Origin of the sequence: Streptomyces sp. ITFR-21, assembly GCF_031844685.1 — a bacterium.
GTDB lineage: Bacteria > Actinomycetota > Actinomycetes > Streptomycetales > Streptomycetaceae > Actinacidiphila.
The window spans coordinates 3303999-3318421 of sequence record NZ_CP134605.1 but is presented as its reverse complement, the minus strand read 5'-3'; the positions used below and the strand labels follow the sequence as shown (position 1 = coordinate 3318421).

At 71.9% G+C, this 14423-nt stretch carries 13 protein-coding genes and 1 pseudogene; 6 read left to right on the top strand and 8 right to left on the bottom strand.

Translation table 11 applies throughout. The features are described from left to right. Positions 1 to 301: 301 nt before the first annotated feature. Together RLT57_RS14410 and RLT57_RS14405 are read left to right on the top strand one after the other, a co-directional pair. Complete coding sequence (locus RLT57_RS14410; RefSeq protein ID WP_311297786.1) at positions 302 to 1684, top strand: serine hydrolase domain-containing protein; 1383 nt, start codon at positions 302 to 304, stop codon at positions 1682 to 1684. A gap of 178 nt (positions 1685 to 1862) precedes the next feature. Then, on the top strand, positions 1863 to 3104 hold the full coding sequence (locus RLT57_RS14405; protein ID WP_399128663.1) for a globin domain-containing protein: 1242 nt from the start codon (positions 1863 to 1865) through the stop codon (positions 3102 to 3104). A 43-nt stretch (positions 3105 to 3147) separates the two neighbouring features. Here the strand turns inward: RLT57_RS14405 and RLT57_RS14400 are convergent, their stop codons facing one another. The 3 genes from RLT57_RS14400 to RLT57_RS14390 all read right to left on the bottom strand — a co-directional run bounded on the left by RLT57_RS14400 (position 3148) and on the right by RLT57_RS14390 (position 5366). Continuing rightward, complete coding sequence (locus RLT57_RS14400; RefSeq protein ID WP_311297784.1) at positions 3148 to 3651, bottom strand: NUDIX hydrolase; 504 nt, start codon at positions 3649 to 3651, stop codon at positions 3148 to 3150. A 183-nt stretch (positions 3652 to 3834) separates the two neighbouring features. Beyond that, positions 3835 to 4992, bottom strand: coding sequence for a cystathionine gamma-lyase (locus RLT57_RS14395; RefSeq protein ID WP_311297783.1), 1158 nt, complete (start codon positions 4990 to 4992; stop codon positions 3835 to 3837). Next, positions 4989 to 5366 (bottom strand): phage holin family protein, encoded by a 378-nt coding sequence (locus tag RLT57_RS14390; RefSeq protein ID WP_311300715.1) that lies wholly within the window; start codon positions 5364 to 5366, stop codon positions 4989 to 4991. The genes RLT57_RS14395 and RLT57_RS14390 overlap by 4 nt, the downstream gene beginning before the upstream one ends. 111 nt (positions 5367 to 5477) lie before the next feature. On the opposite strand from RLT57_RS14390, the gene RLT57_RS14385 reads away from it, so the two are divergent. Both RLT57_RS14385 and RLT57_RS14380 read left to right on the top strand, forming a co-directional pair. Beyond that, the gene (locus RLT57_RS14385; protein ID WP_311297782.1) at positions 5478 to 5795 is read left to right on the top strand and encodes a cupin domain-containing protein; all 318 of its coding nucleotides are present in this window, start codon (positions 5478 to 5480) and stop codon (positions 5793 to 5795) included. 138 nt (positions 5796 to 5933) lie between these two features. Next, positions 5934 to 6155 (top strand): DUF5326 family protein, encoded by a 222-nt coding sequence (locus RLT57_RS14380; RefSeq protein WP_311297781.1) that lies wholly within the window; start codon positions 5934 to 5936, stop codon positions 6153 to 6155. 48 nt (positions 6156 to 6203) lie between these two features. Here RLT57_RS14380 and RLT57_RS14375 read toward each other — a convergent pair. Beyond that, positions 6204 to 6988 (bottom strand): annotated as a pseudogene (locus RLT57_RS14375) (YibE/F family protein); the annotation flags it as partial. Between the two features lie 341 nt (positions 6989 to 7329). On the opposite strand from RLT57_RS14375, the gene thiC reads away from it, so the two are divergent. Next, positions 7330 to 9093: a phosphomethylpyrimidine synthase ThiC gene (gene thiC / locus RLT57_RS14370; RefSeq protein WP_311297780.1), complete on the top strand. Its 1764-nt coding sequence runs from the start codon at positions 7330 to 7332 to the stop codon at positions 9091 to 9093. A gap of 79 nt (positions 9094 to 9172) precedes the next feature. Here thiC and RLT57_RS14365 read toward each other — a convergent pair whose 3' ends face one another. The 4 genes from RLT57_RS14365 to RLT57_RS14350 all read right to left on the bottom strand — a co-directional run bounded on the left by RLT57_RS14365 (position 9173) and on the right by RLT57_RS14350 (position 13001). Further along, positions 9173 to 9535 (bottom strand): hypothetical protein, encoded by a 363-nt coding sequence (locus tag RLT57_RS14365; RefSeq protein WP_311297779.1) that lies wholly within the window; start codon positions 9533 to 9535, stop codon positions 9173 to 9175. Between the two features lie 91 nt (positions 9536 to 9626). Further along, complete coding sequence (locus RLT57_RS14360; protein ID WP_311297778.1) at positions 9627 to 10481, bottom strand: hypothetical protein; 855 nt, start codon at positions 10479 to 10481, stop codon at positions 9627 to 9629. Between the two features lie 188 nt (positions 10482 to 10669). Continuing rightward, complete coding sequence (locus RLT57_RS14355) at positions 10670 to 11731, bottom strand: metallophosphoesterase (RefSeq protein WP_311297777.1); 1062 nt, start codon at positions 11729 to 11731, stop codon at positions 10670 to 10672. Positions 11732 to 11894: 163 nt separating this feature from the next. Further along, positions 11895 to 13001: a LacI family DNA-binding transcriptional regulator gene (locus RLT57_RS14350; RefSeq protein WP_311297776.1), complete on the bottom strand. Its 1107-nt coding sequence runs from the start codon at positions 12999 to 13001 to the stop codon at positions 11895 to 11897. Positions 13002 to 13324: 323 nt separating this feature from the next. On the opposite strand from RLT57_RS14350, the gene hisC reads away from it, so the two are divergent. Further along, positions 13325 to 14401: a histidinol-phosphate transaminase gene (gene hisC / locus RLT57_RS14345; protein ID WP_399128658.1), complete on the top strand. Its 1077-nt coding sequence runs from the start codon at positions 13325 to 13327 to the stop codon at positions 14399 to 14401. Positions 14402 to 14423: the final 22 nt, after the last annotated feature.

Genomic DNA, 14423 nt, shown 5'->3' with positions numbered 1-14423 from the left:
GCCCCAGAGGGGTGTCAACCGTTTGGACCGGCAGGGTTCGACGGGCCCGGTACCCGGCACGGTCCGTCGCACAACGGGCGTGCCACGCCGCCCTGATGAAAGCCTGAAAGCATGGGTGACACCGCGTCCGGCACCGGTCCTTACCGCGCCGAACATTGCCGCCCCTTGCCCTGTCGCCGGGGACACGGTCTGCTTCCGCGGTACGCGCGGTCGGTACGCCACCGCGCAGCTGATCGGGACAGCGGATCCGGCATGGGAATCGGTACAGCGCCCGCCGACGGAACAGAGAGGCATACGACGAGTGACGGTTGAGCAGGAGAAGGAGCAGTTGCTGCCGAGCACCCGGCGCGCGCTGTCGCACCGGGTGGCGGTCGGGCAGTCGCAGGGGCGTGCGCCCTCGCTCGTCGGGGCGGTGGTACGTGGCGGCAGGCTGGTGTGGGCCGGTGCGCGCGGCGTGATCGGGGGCCGTGAACCGGACGTCGACACGCAGTACCGGATCGGCTCCCTGACCAAGACCTTCGTCGCCGTACTGGTGATGCGGCTGCGCGACGAGGGGGTGCTGGAACTCACCGACCCGCTGAGCGCGCATCTGCCCGCACTGGAGGCCGAGGTAGGCGCGCTGACAGTCGGTCAACTGCTCGCGCACACCTCGGGCCTGGCCTCCGAGACCCCGGGCCCCTGGTGGGAGCGGACGCCGGGCGGACTGCGGCCCGAACTCACCGACGTGCTGGGCCCGGCGCCGGTCAAGCATCCGGCTGGCAGCCGCTACCACTACTCGAACCCCGGATTCGCCCTGCTCGGCGCCCTGGTGGAACGGCGCCGCGGGGAGCCCTGGGGGGAGGCGCTCCGAGCGGAGGTGCTCGCCCCGCTCGGCATGGACCGGACGACGCCGTTGCCGCAGGCTCCGGCCGCCGACGGCTTCGCCGTCCATCCGTGGGCCGATGTGATGCGACCCGAGACCGTACAGGAGACCGGGCGGATGGCGCCGGCCGGTCAGTTGTGGTCCACCGCCGCCGACCTGGCGCGGTGGGCCGCATTCCTGGCGGCGGGGGACGAGCGGGTGCTGGCCCCGGCGACCGTGGAGCGGATGCGGCTGCCGGCCGCGCCACCCGAGTCCGGCGAACCGGACGGCGGCTACGGCCTTGGTGTGCAACTGCTGCGCCGGGAGGGCCGAGCCCTGGCCGGGCACACCGGCTCGATGCCGGGCTTCCTCGCCGCGCTGTGGGTCAGCGTCCAGGACGGCGTGAGCGCCGTGGCGTTGGCCAACTGCACCTCCGGGCCCGCGGTCAGTACGGTCGCCGCCGACCTGCTGGCCATCACCGCCGACGCCGAACCCGGCTTCCCGCAGCCCTGGCGGCCCGCCGACACCGTCGATCCCGGGCTGCTGGATCTCGCCGGACCCTGGTACTGGGGGACCGCCGCCTTCGCGCTACGGGTACGCGCCGGCGGCGAACTGGAACTCGCGCCGCTGACCGGCCAGGGCCGTGGATCACGGTTCCACGTGGAACACGACGGTACGTGGACCGGTCGTGAGGGGTACTACGCGGGCGAGACACTGCGGGTGGTCCGCGATCGGGACGGCTCGGTCAGCCATCTCGACCTCGGCTCCTTCGTGTTCACCCGCCGTCCCTACGATCCGTCGGATCCGGTGCCGGGCGGCTTCCGGGGCTGGCCGGACCACTGACCCCGCGCCACGGTTCGGGCCGGTCGGCGGTCTGCCCGCCGGCCGGCCGGGGCGCCCGACCACCCTGACGGCCGTCGGGGGCGTCCGCCGGACTGGCGAGAGAGACGCCCGGTGGCCAGCCGACACCCTGCCTTCCGAATCATTACGCTGAGTGTTCCACGTGGAACATCATGTAGTGATGGCGGATGGTACGCGACCGACCCGCCCCGAAAAGGGTCCTTCCGGCTATTCGTCCGATGCGGCTGCCGGACGTGCCACGCTCGGCCCCACTATGGACGACACGCCCCCGTCGCCGGACGCCTTTCTGATCCGGCGCACCTTGCAGGAGATCGAGCCGGTCGCGGACAAGGCGACGTCATACTTCTACGCGCTGCTCTTCGTGCGGCACCCGGAACTGCGCGACATGTTCCCCGTCGCGATGGACGCCCAACGGGACCGCCTGCTGAGGGCGCTGCTCACAGCGGCCGAGCATCTGGACGACCCGCGGACCCTCACCGAGTACCTGTCGGGGCTGGGCCGCGGTCACCGCAGGTACGGCACCCGGGCCGAGCACTATCCGGCCGTCGGCGAAGCGCTGCTCGGCGCGCTGGCCCGCTATGCCGCGCCGGTGTGGACCCCGCAGACCGCGGCCGCATGGGCGCGTACGTACACCGCGATCTCGCGGATCATGACCGACGCGGCGGCGGCCGACGAGCGGACCGCCCCGCCCTGGTGGCTCGCGGAGGTGGTCGGCCACGAGCGCCGTACCGCGGACGTGGCGGTGATCACCGTACGGCCGGATCAGGCGTACCCGTTCCTCGCCGGGCAGTACACCAGCGTCGAGACGCCCTGGTGGCCCCGGGTGTGGCGGCAGTACTCGTTCGCCTCCGCGCCGCGCGACGACGGCCTGCTCACCTTCCACATCAGGGCGATACCCGCCGGCTGGGTCAGCAGCGCGCTGGTCAACCGGGCGGTACCCGGCGACGTGATCAGGCTCGGGCCGCCGGCCGGCTCGATGACGGTGGACCACGACAGCGACGACGGTCTGCTCTGCCTGGGCGGCGGTACCGGGATCGCCCCGATCAAGGCCCTGGTCGAGGACGTGGTCCGGCACGGCCGCAGCCGCGATGTCGAGGTCTTCTACGGCGCCCGGCACCGGTACGACTTCTACGACCTGGACACCATGCTCGCCCTGCAGCGCGAGCACTCCTGGCTGTCGGTCCGGACCGTGGTCTCCGACACCCCGCCGGACGCGCTGACCGGGCCGCTGCCGGACGCCGTACGGGAGTACGGGCCCTGGGAGAAGTACGACGCGTATGTGTCCGGACCGCCCGGGATGGTCCGCAGCGGCGTGGACACCCTGGTCGGGATCGGGATGCCGGCGCACCGGATACGGCACGACGACGTGGAGCCGGGGCCGCTGGTGGCGGCCGGGCTGTGAGGACGGCCGCAGCGCGGGCGACGGCCGGCCCGGAATCCCGGAATCAGGTCAGGTCGGGGCCGAGCAGTCCGAGCACGCCCTCGATGTTCGCGTCCAGATAGTGGCGCAGCGTCAGCGGGACGATGTCCACCGAGGCCAGGCCCATCCGGCTGAATGGCACCCGCACCACTTCGTAGTCGCCGCGAGGCTGGTCGACCTCCGGACCGTGCCGCCGCGAGAGGTCCATCGACGCCAGCCGGCACACGAAGAAGAACTGCACCTTCACCCCGTGCGAACCGTCCCCAGCGACGTGCTCGGTGGTGTCGACGAAGGCCGGGACCGGGTCGGTGATCTTGCCGCCGAGCTCCTCGTCGATCTCCCGGTGGAGCGCGGCCAGGATTCCCGGGTCGTCGTCCTCGACGCCGCCGCCGGGGGTGACCCAGTACGGGGCGATGCCGGGCTTGGTGCGTTTGATCAGGACGAGCCGGTCACCGTCGATGATGATGGCGCGGGCGGTGCGCTTGACCACCGGGCGAGTGGTGGCCCGGGAGAGTGGATCCGTGTGCATGCCGGAGATCTGCCGCGGCGAAGCCGGGGGCAAACATGCCCGTGGCGGCGAATCGGAGCAGGCGCCTGCGCTCGGCCGGCACCGGTCAGGGCTCAGCTCGGCGCGGCGCGACCGGCGCGCATCGGCCGAGGCAGGACCAGGACCGTTCGGCACGCGCCCGCGGGGCGGTGCTCCGCGCGCCGCTCAGGAAAGGGCCTCGTCGAGCGCCCGCAGGACGTCGGCCAGGATGTCGGCGGCGTCCTCGACGCCGACCGAGAAGCGGATGAAGCCCGGCGCCACCGCGTCGCCGCCCCAGCGGGCCCGGCGTTCGGCCGTGGACTGGACGCTGCCGAAGCTGGTGGCCTCACCGGTCAGCCGCAACGCCGCCAGGAAGCGTTCGGCGTGCGACCGGTCCGGCAGCACGAACGACACCACGCTCCCGAATCGCCACATCTGGGTCGCCGCCACCGGATAGGCGGGGTCGGTCGGCAGCCCCGGATGCCGTACGCCCGTCACCTCCGGCCGGGCCAGCAGCGCGCCCGCGAGTGCCAGCGCGTTGGCCGCCTGCCGGTCCACCCGCAGTGCGAGGGTCGCCAGCGAGCGGTGCGCCAGCCACGCCTCCATCGGTCCCGGGATCGCGCCCACCGTCTTGCGCCACTTCCGCACTCCCGCGGTGAGCTCGCCGTCGCGGGCGGTGACGTATCCGATCAGCAGGTCGCCGTGGCCGGTGAGCGCCTTGGTGCCGCTGGCCACCGAGAAGTCGGCGCCGAGGCCGAGCGGGCGCTGCCCGAGCGGGGTGGCGAGGGTGTTGTCGACGGCGACCAGGGCGCCCGCCGCGTGGGCGGCGTCGGCCAGTCGGCGGATGTCGCACACCTCCAGTCGGGGGTTGGACGGGGTCTCCAGCCACAGCAGCCGGGCCCCTTGCAGCGCCGCGAGCTGCGCGTCCCCGGCGGTCGGCGCGAGCCGTACCCGGACGCCGTACGACTCCAGCCGCTCCTGGAGCGAACGGGTCGCCTGGTAGCTGTCCGAGGGCAGGACGACGACCTGCCCGGCCCGTACCTGCGACAGGAGGACCGCGGCGATCGCGCCCATCCCGGAGGCGAACGCCAGCGTGCGGGCCGCTGGGTCGCCGGGCGCCTCCAGCTCGGAAATCGCCTGCTCCAGCCGCTCCCAGGTCGGGTTCTCGTCGCGGCCGTACGTGTACGGGCCGGCGGCCTCGCCCGGCAGGTGGTAGTGCGAGACAAAGACCGGCCCCGGCAACGACGGCTGGTACGCGGTCGCCGGCGGCCGTCCCGCGTGCACGCTGCGTGTGCTGTCGCCCGCCGGCCCCCCGTGCTGTGCGCCCCCGGCCGCAGCGCTCACTCGTCGTCCGGGAGTACCACGTGCAGCGCCCACGAGACGATGCTCACGATCAGGCCGCCGAGCACCGCGGTCCACAAGCCGTGCACGTGGAAGTCCAGGCTGATTTTGCCCGCCACCCACGACGTCAGCAGCAGCATCAGGGCGTTCACCACCAGGGTGATCAGCCCCAGGGTGAGGATGAACAGCGGGAAGGACAGCAGCTTGACCACCGGCTTCACCAGCCAGTTCACCAGGCCGAAGACCAGGGCGACGAGTATCAGCGCGAGAAACTCGCCCCAGAACGAGCCTCCGGTCAGGGTGATGTCCGGGATCAGCCAGATCGCGACACCCAGGGCCCCGGCGTTGGCCAGGGTCTTGACGAGGAAATTCATCATGGGTGTGATCGTCGCAGAAGCGACCACCGGGACAAGAGACCGGACAGAACCGTAGCGGGATCGGGATCGGGAGCGGCCCCGGTCGGGACCGCGGCAGCTTGAGGAGTGGCGATGAAGGTGTTCCGGCTGGACGACCTGGACGCGGAGCGGGCGGCCAACGACGGCGCCTACCTGCAATTCCTCAAGGAACGGAACATGTCCGCCGGGCTGTACGCGCTCAAGGCGGGCGAGAGCGATCCGCAGGGGCCGCACGCCCAGGACGAGATCTATTTGGTGGTCAGCGGCCGGGCGGCGATCACCGTGGGGGAGGAGACCACGGGCGTCGCCCGCGGCAGCGTGGTGTACGTGCCGGCCGGCACCCCCCACCGCTTCCACCACATCAGCGAGGACCTCCGGGTCCTGGTGGTCTTCTCGCCCCCGGAGCCCTAGCCCTGTAGTACTAGGGGGCGGCTCAGGGTCGTATCCGGTCCCGGAGCGCTCCGGCGAGGCAGTGGGCGGCCCTACAGTCGGAGAAGCGGCGGAAGGCCGTCCGGGAACGCCCGGTGACCTAGGAGTGTTGAGACGGTCATGGAGAAGCTGTTCAAGAGCCTGCCGTGGTGGGTGAAGTGGGTGGCCGTCCCGGTCATCGCGCTCGTCGTCTTCGGCTCGCTGATCGCCAGCGTGATCAGCGTCGTGGTCGGCCTGCTCTTCAAGGTGATCGTGTTCCTCATCCTGGTGGGCGCGCTGGTCCTGGTGGTCAAGCGGTTCACCGGCGGCGGTGGCTCGTCCGGGTCGGGACGGGACTGGTAGGGCCGACCGGACCGGTGGAACCGGTGTCCCGCGCCGCCGGTATACGTGCGGGCGCCGGTCGGCGCTGACCACCAGCGCCGTCGGCACGGTGGTCAGCGGTACCGACGCCACCAGCCCGATGCTCCCCACCAGGGTGCGGACGATCTCCTCGGCGACGAGTCCGCTGTCCGCCACCCTCGGCACCCCGCCGCGCGCGATCGAGAAGAGCAGCAGCAGCGGGAACGCTGCACCCGCGTACGCCATCACCAGGGTGTTGACCACCGAGGCGATGTGGTCGCGGCGAGATCCGCGTACCGGCCCCGTAGCGCGTGCGCCAGTTCGCGCCCGGGTCGGCGTCCTTCAGCTCCCACACGGCGGCGGTCTGGGTGACCGTCACGTCGTCCAGTACACCCAGTGAACCGATGATCACGCCGGCGAGCAGGACGCCCTTGATCTGGATGTCCGGGTGGAGAATGTGGATGAGCCCGGTCTCGTCCGAGGTGGTGCCGGTCAGATGGGCCCGGGCGATGACGACCGAGCCCGGCGCCCCGATCAGGAACAGCGAGCACAGGGTGCCCAGGCCCGCCACCGAGGTGTGCGCGTTGAGCCTGTGTCAGAGGTAGAGCGCGATGAGCATGACGGCGCTGCCGCCCACCACCGCGACCAGCAGCGGACTGTCGCCGTGCAGGATCGCCGGGAGGATGAACAGCGTCAGGATCTCCGAAGGAGATCGCCAGCGCGATCAGCGCCATCAGCCCGCGTGGCCTCCCGACCACGACGACGGCGAGCGCGAAGACGCCGGCGAGCAGCGCCAGCGGCAGGCCCCGGTCCACGTCGGTGACCGAGTAGCGCAGTCCGGCCACCACAGCGGCGGCGAAGGGCAGCAGCATCGCGGCGATGACCGTCCGCAGCCGCCGGGAGACCGGGAGACCGGGGGTACTGGTCCGTGGGCGTGGCCGTGGGTGTGGCCGCGCGGGTCCGCCTGGGGTGAGTCCACCGTCCGATCACCGCAAGCCGCCCTGGTGTGTGTCCGCACCCAGCCGGTACCGTGGGCTCACCTTTGCAAACGCGGGAGCTCGGAGCACCGGGCTGAGAGGGCGCTGAACCGTCGGAGCGGCTGACACGGCCGCACCGCGCACGCTGCGCCGACCGCTGAACCTGTTACCGGGTAATGCCGGCGTAGGGAGTGGGTCTCATGACCGTGCAGGATGCCCGCACGCGTGACATCGGCTGGCACAAGTCGTATCTCACCGGCTCACGACCGGACCTTCGGGTGCCGGTCCGCCGGGTACATCTCACCGACGGGCGCGACGTGACGCTGTACGACACGTCGGGTCCGTACACCGATCCGTCGGTGCGCACCGACGTCCGGCGGGGCCTCGCCCCGGTCCGGGCGGACTGGATCATCGGCCGCGGCGACACTGAGGAGTATCCCGGCCGCCCGGTCCGTCCCGAGGACGACGGTGTCCGGCACACCTCGCCCCGGGGCGGCCTCCGCAATCTCGACGCGGTCTTCCCCGGTCGGCCGCGGCGCCCCCGCCGCGGCCGGGCCGGAGCGCCGGTCACCCAGCTGGCGTACGCGCGGCGCGGCGAGATCACCCCGGAGATGGAGTACGTCGCGCTGCGGGAGGACGTGCCGCCGGAGGTCGTCCGCGACGAGATCGCCGCGGGCCGCGCCGTGCTCCCGGCGAACGTCAACCACCCCGAGACCGAGCCGATGATCATCGGCAAGCGGTTCCTGGTCAAGGTCAACGCGAACATCGGCAACTCCGCGGTCACCTCCTCGATCGAGGAGGAGGTGGACAAGATGACCTGGGCGACCCGCTGGGGTGCCGACACGGTGATGGACCTGTCCACCGGGCGGAACATCCACACCACCCGGGAGTGGGTGCTGCGCAACTCACCCGTCCCGATCGGCACCGTCCCGCTCTACCAGGCCCTGGAGAAGGTGGACGGCCGCGCCGAGGAGCTGAGCTGGGAGGTCTACAAGGACACCGTCGTCGAGCAGGCCGAGCAGGGCGTCGACTACATGACCGTGCACGCCGGGGTGCTGCTGCGGTACGTCCCGCTGACCGCCCGCCGCAAGACCGGCATCGTCTCGCGCGGCGGCTCCATCATGGCGGCCTGGTGCCTGGCCCATCACCGGGAGAACTTCCTCTACGAGAACTTCGAGGAACTCTGCGACATCCTCGCCGCCTACGACGTCACCTACTCGCTCGGCGACGGCCTGCGCCCCGGCTCCGTCGCGGACGCCAACGACGAGGCCCAGTTCGCCGAGCTGCGCACCCTCGGGGAGCTCAACACCGTCGCCAAGCGGCACCAGGTGCAGACCATGATCGAGGGGCCGGGCCATGTGCCCCTGCACAAGATCAAGGAGAACATCGACCTCCAGCAGGAGATCTGCGAGGAGGCCCCCTTCTACACGCTCGGCCCCCTCACCACCGATATCGCGCCCGGCTACGACCACATCACCTCGGGCATCGGCGCCGCGATGATCGCCTGGTGGGGCACCGCGATGCTCTGCTACGTCACCCCCAAGGAGCACCTGGGGCTGCCCGACCGGGACGACGTCAAGACCGGGGTGATCACCTACAAGATCGCCGCGCATGCCGCCGACCTCGCCAAGGGCCACCCCGGCGCGCAGGACCGGGACGACGCGCTCTCGGACGCCCGCTTCGAGTTCCGCTGGGAGGACCAGTTCAACCTGGCCCTCGACCCGGACACCGCCCGGGCCTTCCACGACGAGACGCTTCCCGCCGAGCCCGCCAAGACCGCGCACTTCTGCTCCATGTGCGGGCCCAGGTTCTGCAGCATGAAGATCTCCCACGACATCCGCCGCGACCACGGCGGGGAGGCCGCCGGAACCGGGACCGACGTCGACATCGAGGCCGGCATGGCCGAGAAGTCCCGTGAGTTCGCCGCCGCGGGCAACCGGGTCTATCTGCCGCTGACCGACTGACCGACTGACCGACTGACCGTACGGCGCCGCAGCGCCGTCCCAGGGGACCGGCATCCCCCGGGACGGCGCCGTCCGCGGTTCAGTTCGGCGGGACCGGCGGGGGCCAGCCGACGGTGGTGAAGCTGCGCCACGGCCCCTGCCCGGAGGTGGCGACGATCGAGAGCATGGTGCCCAGGTACGTGCCGTGCTGGTGCGCCGGGTCGGAGCAGTCGCGGGAGCGGTGCAGCACGATGTCGACGCCGGTGTTGTTGATGACCGAGGTGACTCCGCGGCTCGCGAAGCGGCTGCACTTGCCCTGGACCGGGTCGGCGATCGACTGGCTGACGGCCGCGTCGTCGTTGATGCCCGTCACCAGCCCGGCGGAGGAGTCGGAGCAGGCCGTGGTGGTGAGGAGGAGCGGGGCGATCGCGCACAGGGCGGCGAGCGGGCGGCTCAGGCGCATGGGCCTCTCCCTTTCTGACCCCGTTCCGACCGGATACGGAAGCAGTCAAGCAAGGCCCCGCGTCCGGGGCGACCCGGCGCGGCCATCCGGACTACTCCGGGGCGTGCTCCGGACCTCCCCAGTCGGGGCTGCTGTAGTCGGGAGAGCTGAAGTGCGGTGTGGTCGGCCGGGGCTCCTGCGGGGAGGAGAAGGCCGGCCGCGAGTAGCCGAGGTGCGGCATTTTCGGCGCCGGGGCAGTGGGCGCGGGGGCTTGCGGACCGGGCGCCGCGGTGCCGTTGAGCGCGTCCTCCAGGAACGGCAGCATCCCCAGCGACAGCAGCGCCTCCCGCCAGGCCGTCCGGGCCCGGGTGACCTCGGGCGACAGCGAGTCGGGGCCGTCGTGGATCGCCCGGGAGCCGTCGCGCAGCGCGGTCAGCAGCAGCCCGATCGCGCCAGCCAGGATGGACGCCGCGGTGACGGCCGCGAAGAACCAGCCCGCCGTCCGCAGCGGTGACGCGATGGCCGGTTCCGGCGCGACGGCGCTCATCGCGTAGCCGATCAGCAGGAAGATGACCGCCGCGGCGCCGGCGAGCAGCGGCGTGAGCACGGCCAGTACCGGGATGATGCCCGCGCCGGATCCCCTCCGGTCCGCGACCCCCATGGCCGCGTAGCCGAACGCGCGGTTGTCGCGGGCCCGCGCCGCCTCCCGTACCGCTTCGCGGGTCTCGCCCCGGAGCGCGAGATACGCCGCGTACTCGGCCGCCGCGGGGGCGTTGATCTGCTCGGTGGCGGCGAGCGCCAGAGTACGCAGCTGCTCGGCGTTGAGCGGCAGGCCGACATCGCCGGAAGCCGGCCCGGAACCGTTGCCGTCCGGTTCCAGCCCCTCGAGGATGACGCGCAGCGCCTCATCGAGGACATGCTCGAAGTCCTGGCGGTCTTCGTTGAGTAGGTGTGAAGCGCTGGTCATGTGCGTCCCCCGATGCTCCGACTCGCCGGGCTCGGCCGGATGTTCCACGTGGAACCGGCTCGGCCGGCCGGATGCCCGAAGAGCGGTGGGCCTACGGATACTGCCGATGGTAAGGCGGTACGGGAGGCCGTGACAGGGTGCGATCAGTAAAGACGGCGCGGTGGAGGCCGCTGCTTCCGGGACGGCCGCTAACCGACGAGCGGGAGTTGGGCCACCAGCAGCCGGCCGTCCATGGTGACGCCGCCGTCCATGGCGACCGCCAGGTTATCCGCGTAGACCATTGGCCCCCGTACGCCGTGCGCGGGCTCTTCGCCGTCCACCGCCACGTATTCGCCGCCGACCTCGCCGAGCAGGTACGGGATCGGGCTGTGGCCGTGCACGACCCGGACACCTCCGTAGGCGCCCAGCAGTTCCCGGGCGGCCTTGGGCCCGTCGTCGCCGCGGAAGGCGAACCGCCTGGTGAACTTGCGGAACAGATCCCAGCATTCGTCGGCGTCACCGCGCTGGAGCACGCCGGTGACCGCGTCGTTCATCTCCTCGATGCTGCCGCCGTACTCCAGATACGCGGTGGTGTCCGAGTGCAGCAGGAGGTGGCCGTCGGTGAGGTGGGCCGCGTCCAGCCGGGAGATCCAGGTCAGATGGCGGTCCTCCAACCGCTCCATGTCGGAGGGCTGGCCGCCGTTGAGCCGCCAGGCGGCCAGGAAGGAAGCGGTGCCGCCGGTGGAGTTGACGGGGGCGTCGCCGAACCGGTGGGCGCCGAGCAGCAGGAGTTCGTGATTGCCCATCAGCGCCCGGCAGTAGCCGCCCGCCGCGGCGGCCTCGGCGGACAGTTGCATCACCAGTTCGATGACGCCGATGCCGTCAGGGCCGCGGTCGGTGAAATCGCCCAGGAACCACAGCCGGGCGCTGCCCGCCGACCAGTGGCCTTCCTCGTCGACCAGTCCGGTCTTGTGCAGCGCTCCCAGCAACTCCGCCAGATAGCCGTGCACATCGCCGACCACGTAGAGCGGACCGGGACGGTCGCCGCTCTCGGCCGGCAGGGTGAGCACCGGCAGATCGTGCTCGGTCGGCGTGTAGTCCTCCGACATCACCGGGATGTCCAGTCTGGTCGGCTCGTACTCGGCGGCCGGCGGCCGGTAGTCGCCGGGCACCCGGTCGAACTCCGGCGCCGCCCCGTAGCCGGGCGCGGGCTCGTAACCGGGCTCGTACCCGGATCCGGGGTCGAACCCCTGATCTGCCCCCTGAGTCATCGACCCCTCCACGATCGCGCCGCCATCCGCCCATCATAGGAATGACGCTGGCGCGTTGTGACATACCCAGGCACCTGGTTTTCAGAAGGTTCAGACAAACCATCCTTTAGCCCCCGCGTGTCGACACCGCGGGCCCCGCCGATCGCGGTGTCGCGGGACGGTGTCATCCCGCCCCGCGGGTGGGGCCGCGCGGCGGGCTGACCATCGTGCGGTGCGCCCGGCGCTGCGAGGACGCCCGGACGATCAGCTCGGTGGGCATCACCTGCTGGACGGGGTGCGCCGGTCCGATGCCCTCGATGGCGTCGATGAGCAACTGCACCACCGCGGTGCCGATCCGGCGCGGTTGCAGGGAGAGCGTGGTGATGGGCGGGTCGGTGCCCGCGTAGCCGCCGCTCTCGCTGCAGCAGACCAGCAGCAGGTCGTCGGGAACCCGCAGGCCGTAGCGCCGGGCGGCGGCGAGCAGATCGGTGCCGTTGGGGTCGAACAGGCCGTACACCGCGTCCGGCCGGTCCGGGCGGGCGAGCAGGCGGTCGGCGGCGACCGCGCCCGCGCAGGGGTCGTGGGCGGGATACGCCTCGTAGACCGGCTCCTGACCGACGCGTTCGCACCACTCCAGGTACGCCGTGGTGGACAGCCGGGTGTAGGTGTCCGTACTGGTACCGGTGAGCAGGCCGATCCGGCGGGCGCCGGCCGCGGCGAGGTGGTCGAGGATGCCGAGGACGGCCTCCTCGTGGTCGTTGTCGACCCAGGCGTGCACCGGCAGGCTGCCGGCCGGGCGGCCGTCGCTGACCACCGGCACACCCTGCCGGACCAGTTCGGTGACCACCGGGTCCTGGTCGGAGGGGTCGATGACGACGGTGCCGTCCAGTGCCACGTTCCCCCACACGTCGTGCCGAGAGGAGGCGGGCAGGATGACCAGGGCGTAGCCGCGGGCGAGCGCGGCGGAGGTGGCGGCTCTGGCCATCTCGGCGAAGTAGGCGAACTCGGTGAACGTGAACGGTTCTTCGCCGTAGGTGGTCACCGTCAGTCCGATCAGGCCGGATCTGCCCGTGCGTAGTGTGCGGGCCGCGGCGGACGGCCGGTAGCCGAGCCGGTCGGCGACCTCCCGGACATGGCGACGGGTGGCATCGGGCAGTCGGCCCTTGCCGTTGAGCGCGTCGGAGACAGTCGTGATCGAGACTCCGGCGGCAGCGGCGACGTCCCTGATCCCCGCCCGCTCCAGCCGGCGTCCGACGGGCCGGCTCGCCTGGTGTTTCCCTGCTGCAGTCATGGCGTGCCGATAGTAGGGCGGTGCTGGTCCATCCAGCCTCCGCCGACGCAACCCCTGTGCAGAACGGTTTCTGCAAGATCGAAACTGCTATGCAAAGTGGAATATGCAGGCGGCAGACCCCAGCGGTCGGACGATACGCGCCCGGCTGCCGGGATCACCCGGCCATTGGTTCCGTGCGGTGGGTGTCGCCAACTCACCCCTACGGGGGACGCGCGCCACCGCGCGCGCCACCCGGGCACGCAGGAGCGGCGTCGCCGGTGGTCACGCGCGGGGGTGACGTACCGCCTCTCCCCTCCCTGTGCCGCCGCTCGTAGGGTGTGGCCATGAGCACCCCGAAGCTGCGCGCGGAACTGGACGGCATCCCGACCTACAAGCCCGGACGACCCCCGGCGGCCGATGCGGACGGGCCCGCTTTCAAGCTGTCGTCCAACGAGAACCCGTACCCCCCGCTGCCCGGTGTGCTGGAGGCGGCCGTCGCCGCCGCGGCTGAGTTCAACCGCTACCCGGACCTGGCCTGCTCGGCGCTGACCGAGGAGCTGGCGAAGCGCTTCGAGGTGCCCACCGCCCATGTCGCGACCGGCACCGGCTCGGTCGGCGTGGCCCAGCAGCTGGTGCAGTCCACCTCGGGGCCCGGCGACGAGGTGGTCTACGCCTGGCGCTCCTTCGAGGCGTACCCCATCATCACGCGGATCAGCGGCGCGAGGGCGGTCCAGGTGCCGCTGGACGCGGACGAGAGGCACGACCTGGACGCGATGGCGGACGCGATCACCGGCCGGACCCGGCTGATCTTCGTCTGCAACCCCAACAACCCGACCGGCACGGTGGTCCGGCGGGCCGCGCTGGAGCGGTTCCTGGACCGGGTACCGGCCGATGTGCTGGTGGTGCTGGACGAGGCGTACCGGGAGTTCGGCACCGATCCGGAGGTCCCCGACGGCATCGACCTGTACCGGGAGCGACCCAACGTCGCCGTGCTGCGGACCTTCTCCAAGGCGTACGGCCTGGCCGGGCTGCGGGTCGGCTTCGCGGTGGCGCACGAGCCGGTGGCCGCGGCGCTGCGCAAGACGGCGGTGCCTTTCGGGGTGAGCCAGCTCGGCCAGGACGCGGCCGTGGCCAGCCTGCGGGCGGAACCGGCCCTGCTGGAGCGGGTGGCGGCGCTGGTGGCCGAGCGCACCCGGGTGGTGGAGGCACTGGCCGGCCAGGGCTGGACGGTGCCGGAGACCCAGGCCAACTTCGTCTGGCTGCGGCTGGGGGAGCGCACCGCGGACTTCGCCGTGGCGTGCGAGCGGGCCGGTACGACGGTCCGCCCGTTCGCCGGCGAGGGGGTTCGGATCACCATCGGCGAGACCCCGGCGAACGATCTGCTGCTAGCGGCGGCGGAGAGTTTCCGCAAGGCGCTGTAAGCCCCTCTGACCTGCCCATGTG

Coding starts and splice junctions, on each gene's coding strand:
- RLT57_RS14405 (WP_399128663.1), top strand. CDS start 1,863: ATGGCGGATGGTACGCGACCGACCCGCCCCGAAAAGGGTCCTTCCGGC.
- RLT57_RS14400 (WP_311297784.1), bottom strand. CDS start 3,651: ATGCACACGGATCCACTCTCCCGGGCCACCACTCGCCCGGTGGTCAAG.
- RLT57_RS14390 (WP_311300715.1), bottom strand. CDS start 5,366: ATGATGAATTTCCTCGTCAAGACCCTGGCCAACGCCGGGGCCCTGGGT.
- RLT57_RS14385 (WP_311297782.1), top strand. CDS start 5,478: ATGAAGGTGTTCCGGCTGGACGACCTGGACGCGGAGCGGGCGGCCAAC.
- RLT57_RS14380 (WP_311297781.1), top strand. CDS start 5,934: ATGGAGAAGCTGTTCAAGAGCCTGCCGTGGTGGGTGAAGTGGGTGGCC.
- thiC (WP_311297780.1), top strand. CDS start 7,330: ATGACCGTGCAGGATGCCCGCACGCGTGACATCGGCTGGCACAAGTCG.
- RLT57_RS14365 (WP_311297779.1), bottom strand. CDS start 9,535: ATGCGCCTGAGCCGCCCGCTCGCCGCCCTGTGCGCGATCGCCCCGCTC.
- RLT57_RS14360 (WP_311297778.1), bottom strand. CDS start 10,481: ATGACCAGCGCTTCACACCTACTCAACGAAGACCGCCAGGACTTCGAG.
- RLT57_RS14355 (WP_311297777.1), bottom strand. CDS start 11,731: ATGACTCAGGGGGCAGATCAGGGGTTCGACCCCGGATCCGGGTACGAG.
- RLT57_RS14350 (WP_311297776.1), bottom strand. CDS start 13,001: ATGACTGCAGCAGGGAAACACCAGGCGAGCCGGCCCGTCGGACGCCGG.
- hisC (WP_399128658.1), top strand. CDS start 13,325: ATGAGCACCCCGAAGCTGCGCGCGGAACTGGACGGCATCCCGACCTAC.